13 protein-coding genes are annotated in these 13,731 nt (G+C 44.7%); 10 read left to right on the top strand and 3 right to left on the bottom strand.

What is annotated here, in order from left to right:
* The first annotated feature begins 35 nt into the window (after positions 1-35).
* From ftsB to rpoS, 8 genes are all read left to right on the top strand, one after another.
* Entirely contained in the window at positions 36-329 is a 294-nt protein-coding gene (gene ftsB, locus DS891_RS16090) for a cell division protein FtsB (protein ID WP_010377404.1), read from the top strand.
* On the top strand, positions 313-1,011 hold the full coding sequence (gene ispD / locus DS891_RS16085; RefSeq protein WP_174170335.1) for a 2-C-methyl-D-erythritol 4-phosphate cytidylyltransferase: 699 nt from the start codon (positions 313-315) through the stop codon (positions 1,009-1,011). Before ftsB ends, ispD begins: the two co-directional genes overlap by 17 nt.
* Complete coding sequence (ispF, locus tag DS891_RS16080) at positions 1,004-1,480, top strand: 2-C-methyl-D-erythritol 2,4-cyclodiphosphate synthase (protein WP_174170334.1); 477 nt, start codon at positions 1,004-1,006, stop codon at positions 1,478-1,480. The genes ispD and ispF overlap by 8 nt, the downstream gene beginning before the upstream one ends.
* Positions 1,477-2,514 carry a tRNA pseudouridine(13) synthase TruD gene (gene truD / locus DS891_RS16075; protein WP_174170333.1) on the top strand — a complete coding sequence of 346 codons (1,038 nt, stop codon included), beginning with the start codon at positions 1,477-1,479 and terminating at the stop codon, positions 2,512-2,514. Before ispF ends, truD begins: the two co-directional genes overlap by 4 nt.
* A gap of 35 nt (positions 2,515-2,549) precedes the next feature.
* On the top strand, positions 2,550-3,290 hold the full coding sequence (gene surE / locus DS891_RS16070; protein WP_010377409.1) for a 5'/3'-nucleotidase SurE: 741 nt from the start codon (positions 2,550-2,552) through the stop codon (positions 3,288-3,290).
* Positions 3,291-3,299: 9 nt separating this feature from the next.
* Positions 3,300-3,938 carry a protein-L-isoaspartate(D-aspartate) O-methyltransferase gene (locus DS891_RS16065; RefSeq protein WP_174170332.1) on the top strand — a complete coding sequence of 213 codons (639 nt, stop codon included), beginning with the start codon at positions 3,300-3,302 and terminating at the stop codon, positions 3,936-3,938.
* A 123-nt stretch (positions 3,939-4,061) separates the two neighbouring features.
* Positions 4,062-4,883 (top strand): peptidoglycan DD-metalloendopeptidase family protein, encoded by an 822-nt coding sequence (locus tag DS891_RS16060; RefSeq protein ID WP_102056159.1) that lies wholly within the window; start codon positions 4,062-4,064, stop codon positions 4,881-4,883.
* Between the two features lie 63 nt (positions 4,884-4,946).
* Positions 4,947-5,927, top strand: coding sequence for an RNA polymerase sigma factor RpoS (rpoS, locus tag DS891_RS16055; protein WP_010605635.1), 981 nt, complete (start codon positions 4,947-4,949; stop codon positions 5,925-5,927).
* 86 nt (positions 5,928-6,013) lie between these two features.
* On the opposite strand, the gene DS891_RS16050 is transcribed toward rpoS, so the two are convergent.
* The 3 genes from DS891_RS16050 to pepA form a co-directional block, all read right to left on the bottom strand.
* Positions 6,014-8,863 carry a valine--tRNA ligase gene (locus DS891_RS16050; protein WP_174170331.1) on the bottom strand — a complete coding sequence of 950 codons (2,850 nt, stop codon included), beginning with the start codon at positions 8,861-8,863 and terminating at the stop codon, positions 6,014-6,016.
* Positions 8,864-8,883: 20 nt separating this feature from the next.
* The gene (locus tag DS891_RS16045) at positions 8,884-9,330 is read right to left on the bottom strand and encodes a DNA polymerase III subunit chi (RefSeq protein ID WP_010377414.1); all 447 of its coding nucleotides are present in this window, start codon (positions 9,328-9,330) and stop codon (positions 8,884-8,886) included.
* Between the two features lie 503 nt (positions 9,331-9,833).
* Positions 9,834-11,345, bottom strand: a complete 1,512-nt coding sequence (gene pepA, locus DS891_RS16040; RefSeq protein WP_010605633.1) for a leucyl aminopeptidase — start codon at positions 11,343-11,345, stop codon at positions 9,834-9,836.
* A 196-nt stretch (positions 11,346-11,541) separates the two neighbouring features.
* On the opposite strand from pepA, the gene lptF reads away from it, so the two are divergent.
* Positions 11,542-12,654, top strand: coding sequence for an LPS export ABC transporter permease LptF (lptF, locus tag DS891_RS16035; RefSeq protein WP_102056161.1), 1,113 nt, complete (start codon positions 11,542-11,544; stop codon positions 12,652-12,654).
* Positions 12,651-13,718 (top strand): LPS export ABC transporter permease LptG, encoded by a 1,068-nt coding sequence (lptG, locus tag DS891_RS16030; protein WP_102056162.1) that lies wholly within the window; start codon positions 12,651-12,653, stop codon positions 13,716-13,718. The genes lptF and lptG overlap by 4 nt, the downstream gene beginning before the upstream one ends.
* The last annotated feature ends 13 nt before the right edge of the window (positions 13,719-13,731 follow it).

Genomic DNA, 13,731 nt, shown 5'->3' with positions numbered 1-13,731 from the left:
TAATCGACTCAAAAAACAGAAGTTTGGATTAAGCAATGCGATTTTTTCAGTTAGCGCTGTTGGTTTTAGCGCTATTTATTCAGTACAGACTTTGGTTCGGCCACAACGGCGTGGAGGACTACACTCGGATAAAATCCGTGGTTAAATCGCACCAAGAAACCAATGCCAACCTCAGTAAACGAAATAAATTATTAAAAGCGGATATCGACGATTTAAAACTCGGCCTCGAAGGGGTTGAGGAGCGCGCTCGTCATGAGCTCGGCATGATTAAACCTGGCGAAACTTTTATCCGTGTATTACCGAAAGTACCTCATGAAAAGAAACGATAAACTTGCAGTCGTCATCCCCGCAGCTGGGGTTGGCAGTCGTATGCAGGCGCAGATGCCTAAACAATATATTCCACTATTAGGTAAACCAATTTTAGTACACACACTGGAAAAACTAGCCGGACTTGAGTGCGTCGATCAATTTATGGTCGCCGTTTCCAAAGAAGATGGATATTTTTCATCGGCGTTACTGCCTGATAGCCGTTTTAGCCACTGCGAAGGTGGACAAGAACGTGCCGACTCCGTTTTATTGGCGCTAAAAGCATTGGCACCAAGTCGCCCTGACTGGGTGTTAGTTCATGATGCGGCTCGACCTTTAGTTGCGCTGGACGATATTCATCAGCTGATTTCACGATGTATAAACCAACAGCAAGGTGGCATACTGGCTGCCAAGGTTAAAGATACCATCAAACGCGGTACGGAGTTGGTACAGGAAACCGTACCTAGAGCGTCGTTATGGCAGGCTTTTACGCCTCAAATGTTTAGGTATGAAGAGTTATTGGCTGCGCTGGAGCTTGGACTTTCTCAAGGTGCAAATATCACAGATGAAGCATCAGCGATGGAATTACAAAATCAGCCAGTTCAACTCATTGCCGCGCGTACAGATAACATTAAGATCACAACGCCGGAGGATTTACCTCTGGCGGAGTTTATAATTCAACAACAAGGTAAACAGCATGATTAGAATTGGCCACGGATTTGATGTTCATAAATTTGGTGGAGCTGGCCCATTGACGATTTGTGGGGAAAAAATTCCTTACGAACAGGGGTTTATTGCTCACTCCGATGGTGATGTGGCAATTCATGCATTGTGTGATGCCTTGTTGGGAGCGCTTGCGCTGGGAGATATTGGTAAGCACTTTCCTGATACCGCGAGTGAATTTGAAAATATCGACAGTCGTATTTTATTACGCCGCGTGATGGAACAAGTGAAAGCGCTTGGCTATCAAATAGGCAATATCGACATCACGATTGTCGCGCAAGCACCAAAAATGCGACCACATATTGATGCGATGCGCGGTAAAATCGCAAACGACTGTGAAGCGCAGCTGGACCAAGTTAATGTTAAAGCAACCACTACTGAAAAGCTGGGTTTTGAGGGACGTAAGGAAGGGATCTCAAGCCATGCTGTGGCGCTATTGGTAAAAGCATGAAGACACTAAATTACCTTTACGGCAAACCGTTATCTGATGGCGATTATAAGTCACAACCAGAAGACTTTAGAGTCGAAGAAATTTTAGATATTCCTTTTACTGGCGAAGGTGAGCACGTTTGCTTGCAGATCATAAAAAAGGGAGAAAACACTGCATTTGTCGCTAAAAAGCTTGCAGAATTTGCTCAAATTTCACCGCGAGATGTCAGTTATGCAGGAATTAAAGACAGACACGGCGTATGTACGCAGTGGTTTAGTGTGCCGGTGCCAATTAAAAAGTCGGTAGATTTTAGTGCATTAAATAGTGACTCTATTTTTGTGGTGCAACAAATACGGCACAATCGAAAGTTAAAAACAGGCTGTCATAAAGGCAATCGCTTTGCCATTACCCTCAGAAACGTGACTGCTCCACTTGATATTCTGTCGCGTATTAATGCCGTACGCCAAGGGGTTCCTAATTATTTTGGAGAACAACGTTTTGGTCATGATGGCCACAACTTAGCCATGGCAGATAGGTTATTTGACGGCGAAAAGATCCGCGATAAAAAGCTCAGAGGGCTGGTGCTTTCAGCCGCCCGCTCTCATCTGTTTAACGAAGTCGTCAGTCGCCGCGTGGCAGAGCATGGTTTGGCAACGACTTGGCATCGTGAAATCTTTTTACTGAGCGGTAGTAACGCCTTTTTTGATTCAGAAATTGATTGCGAGCTCATCGAACGGTTACTGAATGGCGACATTTTGCTTTCGGCGCCATTGGTTGGCAAAGGTGAAAAGGGCTTGTTGCCGCAAGAGCGTGAATGGTTGGCTCCTTTCGCTAAATGGCACGAAGGGTTGGCTGAATTTGGGATGAAAAATGAGCGTAGAGCGCTTAGATTAATACCCGAAGCACTTAAAGTGAGTATGACTGACAACAGTACGCTCACCCTAGAATTCAGTTTACCAAAAGGGACTTTTGCCACGGCGCTGCTCAGAGAGCTTGTTAATCATAAAGATGCCAGTAAAAAGTTTAATAAACATGAAGAGTCGATACAGCAGTGAGATACTCATTGTCTAACAAGAAAAAGAGGTGAAATATGAAGATCCTATTGAGTAATGACGATGGTGTTCACGCCAAGGGTATTGCTATCTTGTATCAAGCGTTATCACAAATCGCGGACGTAACTGTCATTGGTCCAGATAGAAACTGTAGCGGTGCGAGTAACTCGTTAACCTTATTAAACCCGCTCAGAGCGACTACGCTAGATAATGGTTTTATCTCCGTGAATGGCACGCCCACCGACTGTGTTCACCTTGGAGTGAACAAACTGATGGATGAATTGCCGGATTTAGTCGTTGCAGGGATCAACAATGGCGCTAATCTTGGCGATGATACACTGTACTCAGGCACTGTTGCGGCGGCCACTGAAGGTCGACATGTGGGCTTACCTGCGATTGCTGTTTCTCTTTGCTCTAAAAATGAAGCCCACTACGAAACTGCAGCGCATGTCACGGTAGAGATCATTAAAAAGCTTGCAAACCACCCGCTACCAAAAGACCAAATCATTAATATCAACGTCCCTGATATTCCATTAAGTGACTTAAAAGGGATTAAAGTCACTCGACTAGGCTCACGTCATAAAGCGGATACCATGACCGAACAAATCGACCCATGGGGCCGAAGTGTGTACTGGTATGGCACGTTAGGTCATGAAAGTGACGCTGGTGAAGGCACGGATTTTCATGCTGTAAACAATGGTTATGCCGCTATCACACCGCTCAAGGTGGATATGACGGCTTACGAGAGCTTAGATGCTGTGGCGAGCTGGTTATCTTAAGAGGCGTATGTGCTGAATAATTATCAGGGCAGTGCCAACGCGCTGGTGGAACTGCTAACACAGCAAGGCGTAGAAGATAAAATGGTACTCAATGCCATCGCTAACACGCCTAGACACTTGTTTGTCGATGAAGTGCTTAAACATAAGTCATATGAAAATACTGCACTTCCTATCGGTCAAGGGCAAACGATATCACAACCTTTTATCGTCGCAAAAATGACTGAAGTGTTAAAACAAGTGGGTGTTAAAGGGCGCATTTTGGAAGTGGGGACGGGCTCTGGTTATCAGACCGCCATACTGGCACAAGTGTTTGAACAGGTTTTTAGCATCGAGCGGATCAAGTCGCTGCAGTGGCAAGCGCGTAGAAGGCTGCATTTGCTGGACTTATACAATGTTACCATGAAACATGGTGACGGTTGGAAGGGCTGGGCTTCAAAAGCGCCCTTTGCGGGGATCATTGTTACAGCCGCTGCACAATCAGTTCCAGATGATTTGTTGACGCAACTAGAAGATGGCGGTGCCATGGTCATTCCAATTGGGATTGAAGAGCAAATACTCACGTTATTTGTTAAACAAGGTGAGCGGTTTATTCGCCATGCTCTAGCTCCCGTGCGCTTCGTGCCTTTAATCGCTGGCGAAGTCGGTTAATTTGCTGGTTTTAAAAACAACTCCATAAAATATAACTATTTTTCCAGTAGAATGTGAAAACCAAGCAAAATTAAGTTAGATTGATATGATAGTCGTTGATAGTAGCACTGGAAAATATAAGTAATGCGCAAGTCTCAGGTCATCATATCGATTTATTTAAGCGGCCTGCTTGTTGCCTGTTCGTCGAATCATACGCCTGCACCTGTAACAACTTTATACTCTGGTAAGACCACTTCGTCACATAAAATTAATATTAACGGAAGCAGTTACAAAGTAAAAAAAGGCGATACTTTATTTGCAATTGCATTTAGCGCGAACAAAGATGTAAGAACACTTGCGAAAATCAATAAAATTAAGCCTCCGTACACGATCTATCCCAATCAGATCATTCGTCTAGAATATCCCAGAAATAAAAATAAAAAGAACATAAAATACACGAAAGTAAACCACAAGTCTCAGTCTTTAAAACAAAAAAGTAACAAAACCTCCAAAAAAGAGCTTGATAAGCCAAATCAACGAGAGTATGTTCAAAGACAAGCCACACAAAAATCTAGTAGTACCAAGGCTTTGTATAATAATAAGGTACTATGGAAATGGCCTGCTGAAGGCAAGGTGACTCGTCACTTCTCTGTTAAAGAGAATGGTTATAAGGGATTGGAGATCTCAAATAAACTGGGCACTTCAGTTAAGGCTGCTGCTGGCGGTGTAGTTGTATATGCAGGGAGTGCGTTGCGTGGGTATGGCAATTTAATCATTCTGAAACATACAGATGATTATCTAAGTGCGTATGCCCACAACGCTAAGTTACTCGTCAGAGAACAGCAAAAAGTTAAAGTTGGGGAAAAAATTGCCGAAATGGGTAGTACAGATGCTTCTAAGACGGCGCTTAGGTTTGAGATCCGTTTTAAAGGTCAAGCTGTAAACCCGGCAAAATACTTGCCATAAAGTAATGCGAGTACATCGATTGGTTCGAGTACCCTTACTTTTATTCGCTTGGGGAGAATACTTATGGCTCACACTGCAAAATTACCTACAAAATCTACTCCTGAGTTAGACAAGCTCGAAGATGATAATATTGACGAACCGAAAGACGAATTACTTGAAGACCTCGAAGACGACGAAGAAGTTTTTGCCAAAGAAGAAGTGGTTAAAAACTTAGATGCCACTCAACTCTATTTAGGTGAAATTGGATTTTCCCCACTGCTCAGTGCAGAAGAAGAAGTTTACTTTGCGCGTAAAGCGTTAAAGGGGTGTGAAGCCTCACGTAAACGGATGATAGAGAGTAACTTGAGATTAGTGGTTAAAATCGCTCGTCGTTATAACAACCGTGGTTTGGCATTACTTGACCTCATTGAAGAAGGTAACTTAGGTCTGATCCGAGCTGTAGAAAAGTTTGATCCGGAACGTGGATTTAGATTTTCTACTTATGCAACTTGGTGGATCCGTCAAACCATCGAACGCGCTATCATGAACCAAACTCGTACCATTCGTTTGCCAATTCATGTTGTCAAAGAGCTCAACGTTTACCTACGTACAGCACGTGAATTGACGCAAAAGTTGGATCATGAACCTACCGCAGAAGAAATTGCTGAATGTCTCGACAAGCCTGTCGAAGAAGTCAGCAAGATGCTGCGTCTGAACGAAAAGATCACTTCGGTTGATACGCCTATTGGTGGTGAAAATGACAAAGCACTGCTCGATATAATCGCGGATGAAAAGGGCGGTGGTCCAGAAACCGAAGTGCAGAGCAACGATATTAATAAGCACATTGTTGATTGGCTTGGAGAGTTAAATCCAAAACAGCGAGAAGTGCTAGCGAGACGCTTTGGTCTGCTCGGTTATGAGCCGTCTACGCTTGAAGATGTTGGCCGCGAAATCGGGCTAACGAGAGAGCGTGTAAGGCAAATTCAAGTTGAGGCATTGAGACGCTTGAAGGATATTTTACAACACGAAGGGTTAAGTACCGACAGCCTATTCGAGCAACAGTAATACTTTAATCAGTTAATGAAAAAGCCGCAATATGCGGCTTTTTTAATTTTTGCAGTGGTTATAAAACCAACCAAGATAGAAAGCGATTACAAGCTTTCTATCTTTGCTTTTTGTTCAAGTAGCTTCGTTTTTGCATCGCTAAACTCAGCTAATTTTGCTTTCTCTTTAGCAAGTACCGCTTCAGGCGCATTACTTACAAACTTTTCGTTTGCGAGTTTCTTTTCAACCTGCTCAAGACCTTTTTCTGCTTTTTCAAGCTGTTTGGCAATACGTGCAAGTTCAGCTTCTACATCAATCAGACCTGCCATTGGGATCATGATTTCAAGGTCGCCGATAAACGCAGTCGCACAAGCTGGTGCTTCGTCTTTGCTTGCAAGCAAATCTACCGTTTCCAGTTTTGCCAGAGCACTTAAGAAAGCTTGGTTTTCTTCTAGACGACGTTTGTCATCTTCGCTTGCACCAGTAAGTAACACGTTTAGCGGCTTGCTTGGACTGATGTCCATTTCACCACGAATGTTACGGATAGCAATAATAAACTGCTTCACCCACTCAAGGTCTGCCATCGCTTGCGCATCAACTTTGCTTTCGTCGAATACTGGGAACGCTTCAAGCATAATTGTCTTCGCTTCGACACCTGCGATTGGTGCTACACGTTGCCAAATTGTCTCTGTGATATAAGGCATTAGTGGGTGCATCAAACGAAGTAAGCCTTCCAATACGGTGATAAGCGTATGACGTGTACCACGTTGCTGCGCTTCATTGCCTTTAAATAGAATTGGCTTAGTTAGCTCTAGATACCAGTCACAGAATTGGTTCCATGTGAACTCATAAATGGTATTTGCCGCAAGGTCAAAACGATAGTTATCTAAGTGCTCAGAGAACACCTTAACTGTATTTTGGAATTGGCCTAAAATCCAACGATCCGCTAGAGAATACACTTTTTCGTTATCGTTGAAGCCACAGTCTTGTTCTTCTGTGTTCATCAATACATAACGGCTAGCATTCCAAAGCTTGTTACAGAAGTTACGGTACCCTTCAAGACGGTTCATATCCCAGTTGATATCACGTCCCGTTGATGCCATTGCTGCAAGAGTGAAACGCAATGCATCAGTACCGTGTGCTTCAATACCATCGACAAATGTTTTGCGCGTATTCTTCTCGATTTTTGCCGCAAGCTGTGGCTGCATCATGTTGCCAGTACGTTTTGTCACTAGGCTCTCAAGATCGATACCGTCAATCATGTCTAGTGGATCTAACACGTTACCTTTTGACTTAGACATCTTATCGCCATTTTCGTCGCGAATAAGGCCAGTCACATAAACGGTCTTAAATGGAACTTGAGGTTTACCATCTTCATCTTTGATGAAATGCATGGTCATCATGATCATGCGAGCTACCCAGAAGAAGATAATATCGAAACCAGTAACTAGGGTATCTGAAGGGTGGAATACCTTTAGATCTTCTGTGTTTTCAGGCCAACCTAATGTTGAGAAAGTCCACAGTGCAGAAGAGAACCAAGTGTCTAGCACGTCTTCATCTTGGGTCAGCGCCACATTTGCATCAAGGTTATGGTTTTGACGAACTTCTGCTTCGTCACGACCAACATATACATTACCTTCGCTGTCATACCATGCCGGGATCCTGTGGCCCCACCAAAGTTGACGGGAGATACACCAGTCTTGAACATCACGCATCCAAGAGAAGTACATGTTCTCGTATTGCTTAGGTACAAATTGAATATCTCCATCTTCTACCGCTTTTACCGCAGGCTCAGCAAGAGGAGCAACGCGAACATACCACTGATCGGTAAGTAGTGGCTCGATTACTACGCCAGAGCGGTCGCCGTAAGGAACGGTTAGGCTGTGATCGTCGATTTTCTCAAGTAGGCCAAGCTGCTCAAACTCATCAACGATTTGCTTACGCGCATCGAAACGGTCAAGGCCGTGGAAACGCTCTGGAATTGGTGCATCCATCGCTTCAAGTGGCTTACCATCAAAAGTAAAGCACTCACCCGTATTCAGAACTGCCGCGTCTTTGTTGAACACGTTGATCATTGGCAGCTCATGGCGCTTACCAACTTCGTTATCGTTGAAGTCGTGTGCCGGCGTGATTTTTACGCAGCCCGTGCCTTTTTCCATATCTGCATGTTCATCGGCAACGATAGGAATGCGACGGTTGACGATAGGAAGTAGAATTTCTTTACCAATTAAGTCTTGGTAACGTTCATCACCCGGGTTTACTGCAACGCCAGTGTCACCAAGCATGGTTTCTGGACGAGTGGTTGCTACGATAATGTAGTCTTTACCATCTTTAGTGGTTACGCCATCCGCAAGTGGATAGCGCAAATTCCACATATGGCCCTGCTTGTCTTTATTCTCAACTTCTAAATCAGAAATTGCAGTGTGTAATTTAGGATCCCAGTTAACTAGACGCTTACCACGGTAAATTAAGTCATCTTGATATAGGCGAACGAATACTTCTTTTACTGCTTCAGACAAGCCGTCATCCATCGTAAAACGTTCTCTATCCCAATCTACAGACGCGCCTAAACGACGTAACTGTTTGGTGATTGTGCCACCTGATTGCTCTTTCCATTCCCAGATTTTATTGATGAATTCGTCACGGCCTAAATCATGGCGTGATTTACCTTCTTCAGCTGCAAGCTTACGCTCAACTACCATCTGAGTGGCGATACCTGCGTGGTCGGTACCCACTTGCCATAGTGTGTTTTTGCCTTTCATGCGCTGATAGCGGATCAAAGTGTCCATGATAGTGTCTTGGAACGCGTGGCCCATGTGTAGACTACCTGTGACATTCGGCGGTGGGATCATAATCGAATATGCGTCACCATTGCCTGATGGCTTAAAGTAGCCATTTGACTCCCAGTCTTGATACAAAGACTGTTCAATATCTTGTGGATTGTAGGTTTTATCCATTACACAGAACCCTAAAAATGCTATTTCTCAATGTCTTCAGTGGAAATTGTTGCGCCAAGTGCACGAAGTTGCTTAAAGCGTTCTCGTGCGGCTTGCTTAGCGCTGGCTTCAACAGGCACAAAATCTATCACCTGTTCAAAGCGACGAATAAAGTCAGGGACGACCCGAGCCAGATTAATCAGCACGGGGCGACGAGCAGCAGGAGGCATAGTGCCAATTTCCACTGGTGCGCCGCCTTTGGGGCCTTCGCCTTGTAAGTTGTGGGGCACAAACCTGTCTGCGTCAAAACACCAAAGGTGCTCATCGAATAAATGAGCGTCGTCAGTATTATCGACGTTAACAAAGATACGGTGTCCAGCTTGATATAAGCTCGCCGCAGTTTGTGCTGCCAGATCAAAATGAGCCGGAACGCTAATCCCCGGCTCATCGTTTTGTTTTAACACGTAAAAGCGCGCTTTGATAGTCATGATAATAATACCAATTGCGAGGAGTACTGAGGTTTGCCACAGGCTCCACAGCTGCTCAATATCTGTAATCTTGTTTACCGTGATAGCGTAGACGAAGAAAATCAGTATGCGCGGCTTAGTTTAAAACTAATTATAGCGCCACTTAAATGCACATAAATAAGCCTGTATTCTGCCATATAAAGGCAATACCATCAATCAAGAACCAGGCGAAGAAGAATAAAATATGGCAAGTGGTGAGAAGTGCTTGAGAGGTTTAATCGCTTGGTAGCCGCGAGCAGGCGCGGGATAAACCCGCTGCTACATGTCGCGGGGTAAACCCGCTGCTACATGTCGCGGGATAAACCCGCTGCTACATGGCACGGGATAAATCCGATGCTACATGTCGCGGGGTAACCCCGCTGCTACGTGTCGCGGGATAAACCCGCTGCTACGGTTTGGATTAGCCTTTTGTAGCAGCGACTTTATGTCGCGACTTATGCTTGTTAAGTATCGCGACTAGACTATTAGTCTTGCTGCGCGTCCGTGATATTGGCGCGGTTAAGTAAGTATTGCATCAGCATAGGCACAGGACGACCTGTAGCGCCTTTGTTCTTGCCGCTGCGCCATGCTGTACCTGCGATGTCTAAATGCGCCCAGTTGTACTTTTTAGTAAATTTAGACAAGAAACACGCGGCTGTAATTGTGCCAGCTGCGCGACCACCTAAGTTCGTAAAGTCTGCAAATGGGCTCTCAAGTTGTTCTTGATAATCATCCCAAAGCGGTAGTTGCCACGCTCTGTCGCCGCTTTGCTCTGACGCTTTTAGCAAATCATGGGCAAGCGGGTTATGGTTCGATAATAAACCTGTTGCATGGCTACCAAGCGCAACAATACATGCCCCCGTTAAAGTCGCAACATCAACAACGGTTTCAGGCTCGAATGCTTCAACGTAAGTTAGTGCATCGCACAGTACTAAGCGGCCTTCGGCATCTGTATTGAGTACTTCAACGGTTTGGCCCGACATAGTGGTTAAAATATCGCCCGGACGGTAAGCATCGCCTCCAGGCATATTTTCGCAGCCAGCTAAAACGCCAATCACGTTAAGTGGCAGTTGCATTTGTACGACAGCTCGCATTAAGCCAAGCACGCCCGCGGCTCCGCCCATGTCGTATTTCATTTCATCCATCGCTTCGCCAGGTTTGATAGAAATACCACCTGAGTCAAATGTTAAGCCTTTACCCACAAACACGATTGGTGCTTGGCCTTCGTCACCACCATTATAGTGGATAACTGACATCACTGATTCGTTGCGACTGCCACGGCCAACCGCTAGGTATGAGTGCATACCCAGCTCTTCCATTTCTTGTTCGCCAACAAGGTTAACGGTAACGTTATCAAAGTCTTCAACCAACTGTTGTGCTTGCTCGCCCAAATAACGAGGGTTGCAGATGTTTGGCGGCATATTAGCAACGTCTTTACACAGCTTACTACCTGCTGCGATAGCAAGACCGTGCTCAATCGCGCTTTCACCGATTGTTAATTCACGACGCGTTGGTACGTTAAAGACGATTTTACGTAGCGGGCGTCTAGCCTCACTCTTTTTGCTTTTTAGTTGGTTAAAGGTATACAGGCAATCTTGCGTGGTTTCGACCGCTTGGCGAACTTTCCAGTAAGTATCACGACCTTTAACATGTTGCTCAGTCAGAAAACATACCGCTTCCATTGAGCCAGTTTCATTTAACGTATTGATGGTCTTAGAGATGATTTGTTTGTATTGTTTATCGTCGAGCTCTCTTTCCTTACCACAACCCACCAACAAAACGCGTTCGCTGAGTACATTTGGTACATGATGAAGAAGTAGAACTTGTCCTGGTTTGCCTTCAAGATCACCACGTCTGAGTAAATTTGAGATATAGCCTTCGCTTATTTTATCCAGCTGTTCACCAATTGGTGAGAGACGGCGTGGCTCGTATACACCTACAACAATACATGCGCTACGCTGTTTCTCTGGACTACCACTTTTAACGCTGAATTCCATTGCGACTCCTGAGTCTTTGTCATGTCATTTTGAACTTTTTATGCCTGCACACTTTCCTACATTAAAGTCATGAATATGCTTTAACCTTAGGTAGGATATTCCGGCGCATTGACATATAATAAAGTGACTAAAATAATCAGTTTACTCAATTTTTCCCACTATTCCAGTGAAACAAGACGTTTTATAGGGACGAACATTGCTTATTTTCCGCTATTTAACGGGTGAAGTACTAAAATCTCAGGTTGCGGTTTTTCTCACCTTAATGACAATATTTTTGTCACAAAAGTTTGTACTCATTCTGAGCTCAGCGTCTGAAGGGAGTATACCGGGTAAGTTAGTACTTGCTATGCTTGCGTTGAAACTGCCACAGTTGGCCGGATATATTTTACCGCTTAGTCTCTTTCTAGGGATCATTTTAGCCTATAGTCGCATCTACGCCGACAGTGAAATGACGGTACTGCGCGCTTGCGGGGTCAGTGAGTGGTATGTGGTTAGGGTGACTTTAGTCTCTAGTGTGTTTTTTGCATTACTGGCCGCTTGTGTGAGTATGTATATTGCACCTTGGGCGAGCGAAAAAGAGTACCAATTAAGAGAGCAAGCCGATGCGGAGTCGGGGCTTTCTACTCTCAGAGCCGGTAGGTTTCAGCAAACGGGCAATGAAAAAGCGGTGGTATTTGTTCACGGCATTAGCGAACAAGGCCGTGAATTAGACAAAGTGTTTGTCGCGCAATTGCCCGAGAAGGACTCAAATCAAGCCGCTCGTCTAGTGTATGCGCAAAAAGGTGAAGTGATTGAGCTTGATAGTGGTGAGCAGCAACTACTCCTTCATGAAGGTAAGCGTTACGAGACTGATGGCTTCAGCCAAGCACTTAATCGCACTGAATTTGGTACTTATCAAGTGCAAATTAAAGAACAAGAAATTGAACACCAGCGCCGTAAATTAGAGGCTATTCCAAGCTTACAGTTACTTGAAATGGATACGCCAGAAGCAAAAGCGCAATTTCAGTTGCGATTGTCGGTGCCTATTTCCATTTTGTTACTCACTCTATTGGCTGTGCCTCTGAGTGTGGTAAACCCGAGACAAGGCAAGTTCGCTAAGCTCGTGCCAGCAATTACCCTGTATTTGGGTTATTTCATTTTACTCAATGCAGGCAAGTTTTTGTTAGCTGAAGAAAAAGTACCAGCCTCAGTCGGTCTCTGGTGGATCCACTTAAGTGTGCTCTTTATTGGCGTTTATTTAATTGCGAAAGGAAGGCCTTTTGGTGTGTGGGTTCGCTCGGTATTTATGAAACGGGAGACGACGGTATGATGAAGACGCTAGATTGGTATTTAGGGCGTAGCATCTTACAAACCACAGGTTTCGCGCTATTAGTTTTTGTTGGGATCAATACGCTTATTAAGTTTATTGAGCAACTGCGCTCGGTTGGTCGTGGCAGCTATGATTTACTCGGTGCCATGCTCTATACCATTTACAGCATGCCAAGCGATATCGTGGTATTTTTCCCGATGGCTGCGCTGATAGGTGGACTGATTGGGCTTGGTGCACTTGCCTCAAGCAGTGAACTAATTGTGATGCAAGCGGCTGGGTGGTCGCGTTTTCAAATTATTATGTCGGTGATGAAAACGGCAGTGGTGCTTGCACTACTGATGATGGCGCTTGGGGAGTGGGGCGCACCAAAAGCGGAGCAAACCGCAAAACGGTTAAAAAACGAAGCAATTTATGGCGGTGAAGTCTACAGCGCTCAGCGTGGTGTTTGGGCGAAAGATGGCGGCAATTTTATTAACATTGGTAATGTTGAAAAAAACGGTAAGCTTAAAGATATCGCGATTTATTATTTCGATGATTCACTAACACTGGCAAAAATAGTACGTGCTCAGTCGGCGCAAAGTATGTCTAACGGCTGGCAATTGCAAGACGTGGAAGAAGTACATATCGATCAACAGCAAATTACAACGCATTATTCAAAATCAATGCTCTATGAGTCTGAATTAAGCGAAGACAGATTGGGTGTCGTGTCGGTAGAGCCTGATGCTTTGTCTTTTACGGGGTTATGGTCATTTCTCGCTTATCTAAAGCAAAATGAGCAAGATTCAAGTAGCTATGAACTCGCGCTGTGGCGTAAGGTGATGCAGCCGCTGACGATTGGGGTTATGCTACTAGTGGCTTTGTCATTTATCTTCGGGCCACTGAGGACGGTGAGTATGGGCGCGCGGATTATTATGGGCGTGGTAACAGGCTTAGCCTTCCACCTGAGTAATGAAATTTTTGGCCCTATTGTGATGGTATATCAAGTTCCACCGGTGGTTGGCGCGTTAATGCCAAGCTTGTTATTTATTGGATTGGCTATCCATCTGCTGAAGAAACAAAATTAACGTTTTGAATTAA

Source organism: Pseudoalteromonas sp. JC28, from assembly GCF_013319255.1.
Lineage (GTDB): Bacteria > Pseudomonadota > Gammaproteobacteria > Enterobacterales > Alteromonadaceae > Pseudoalteromonas.
This window is presented reverse-complemented; position numbering and strand designations above follow the sequence as displayed.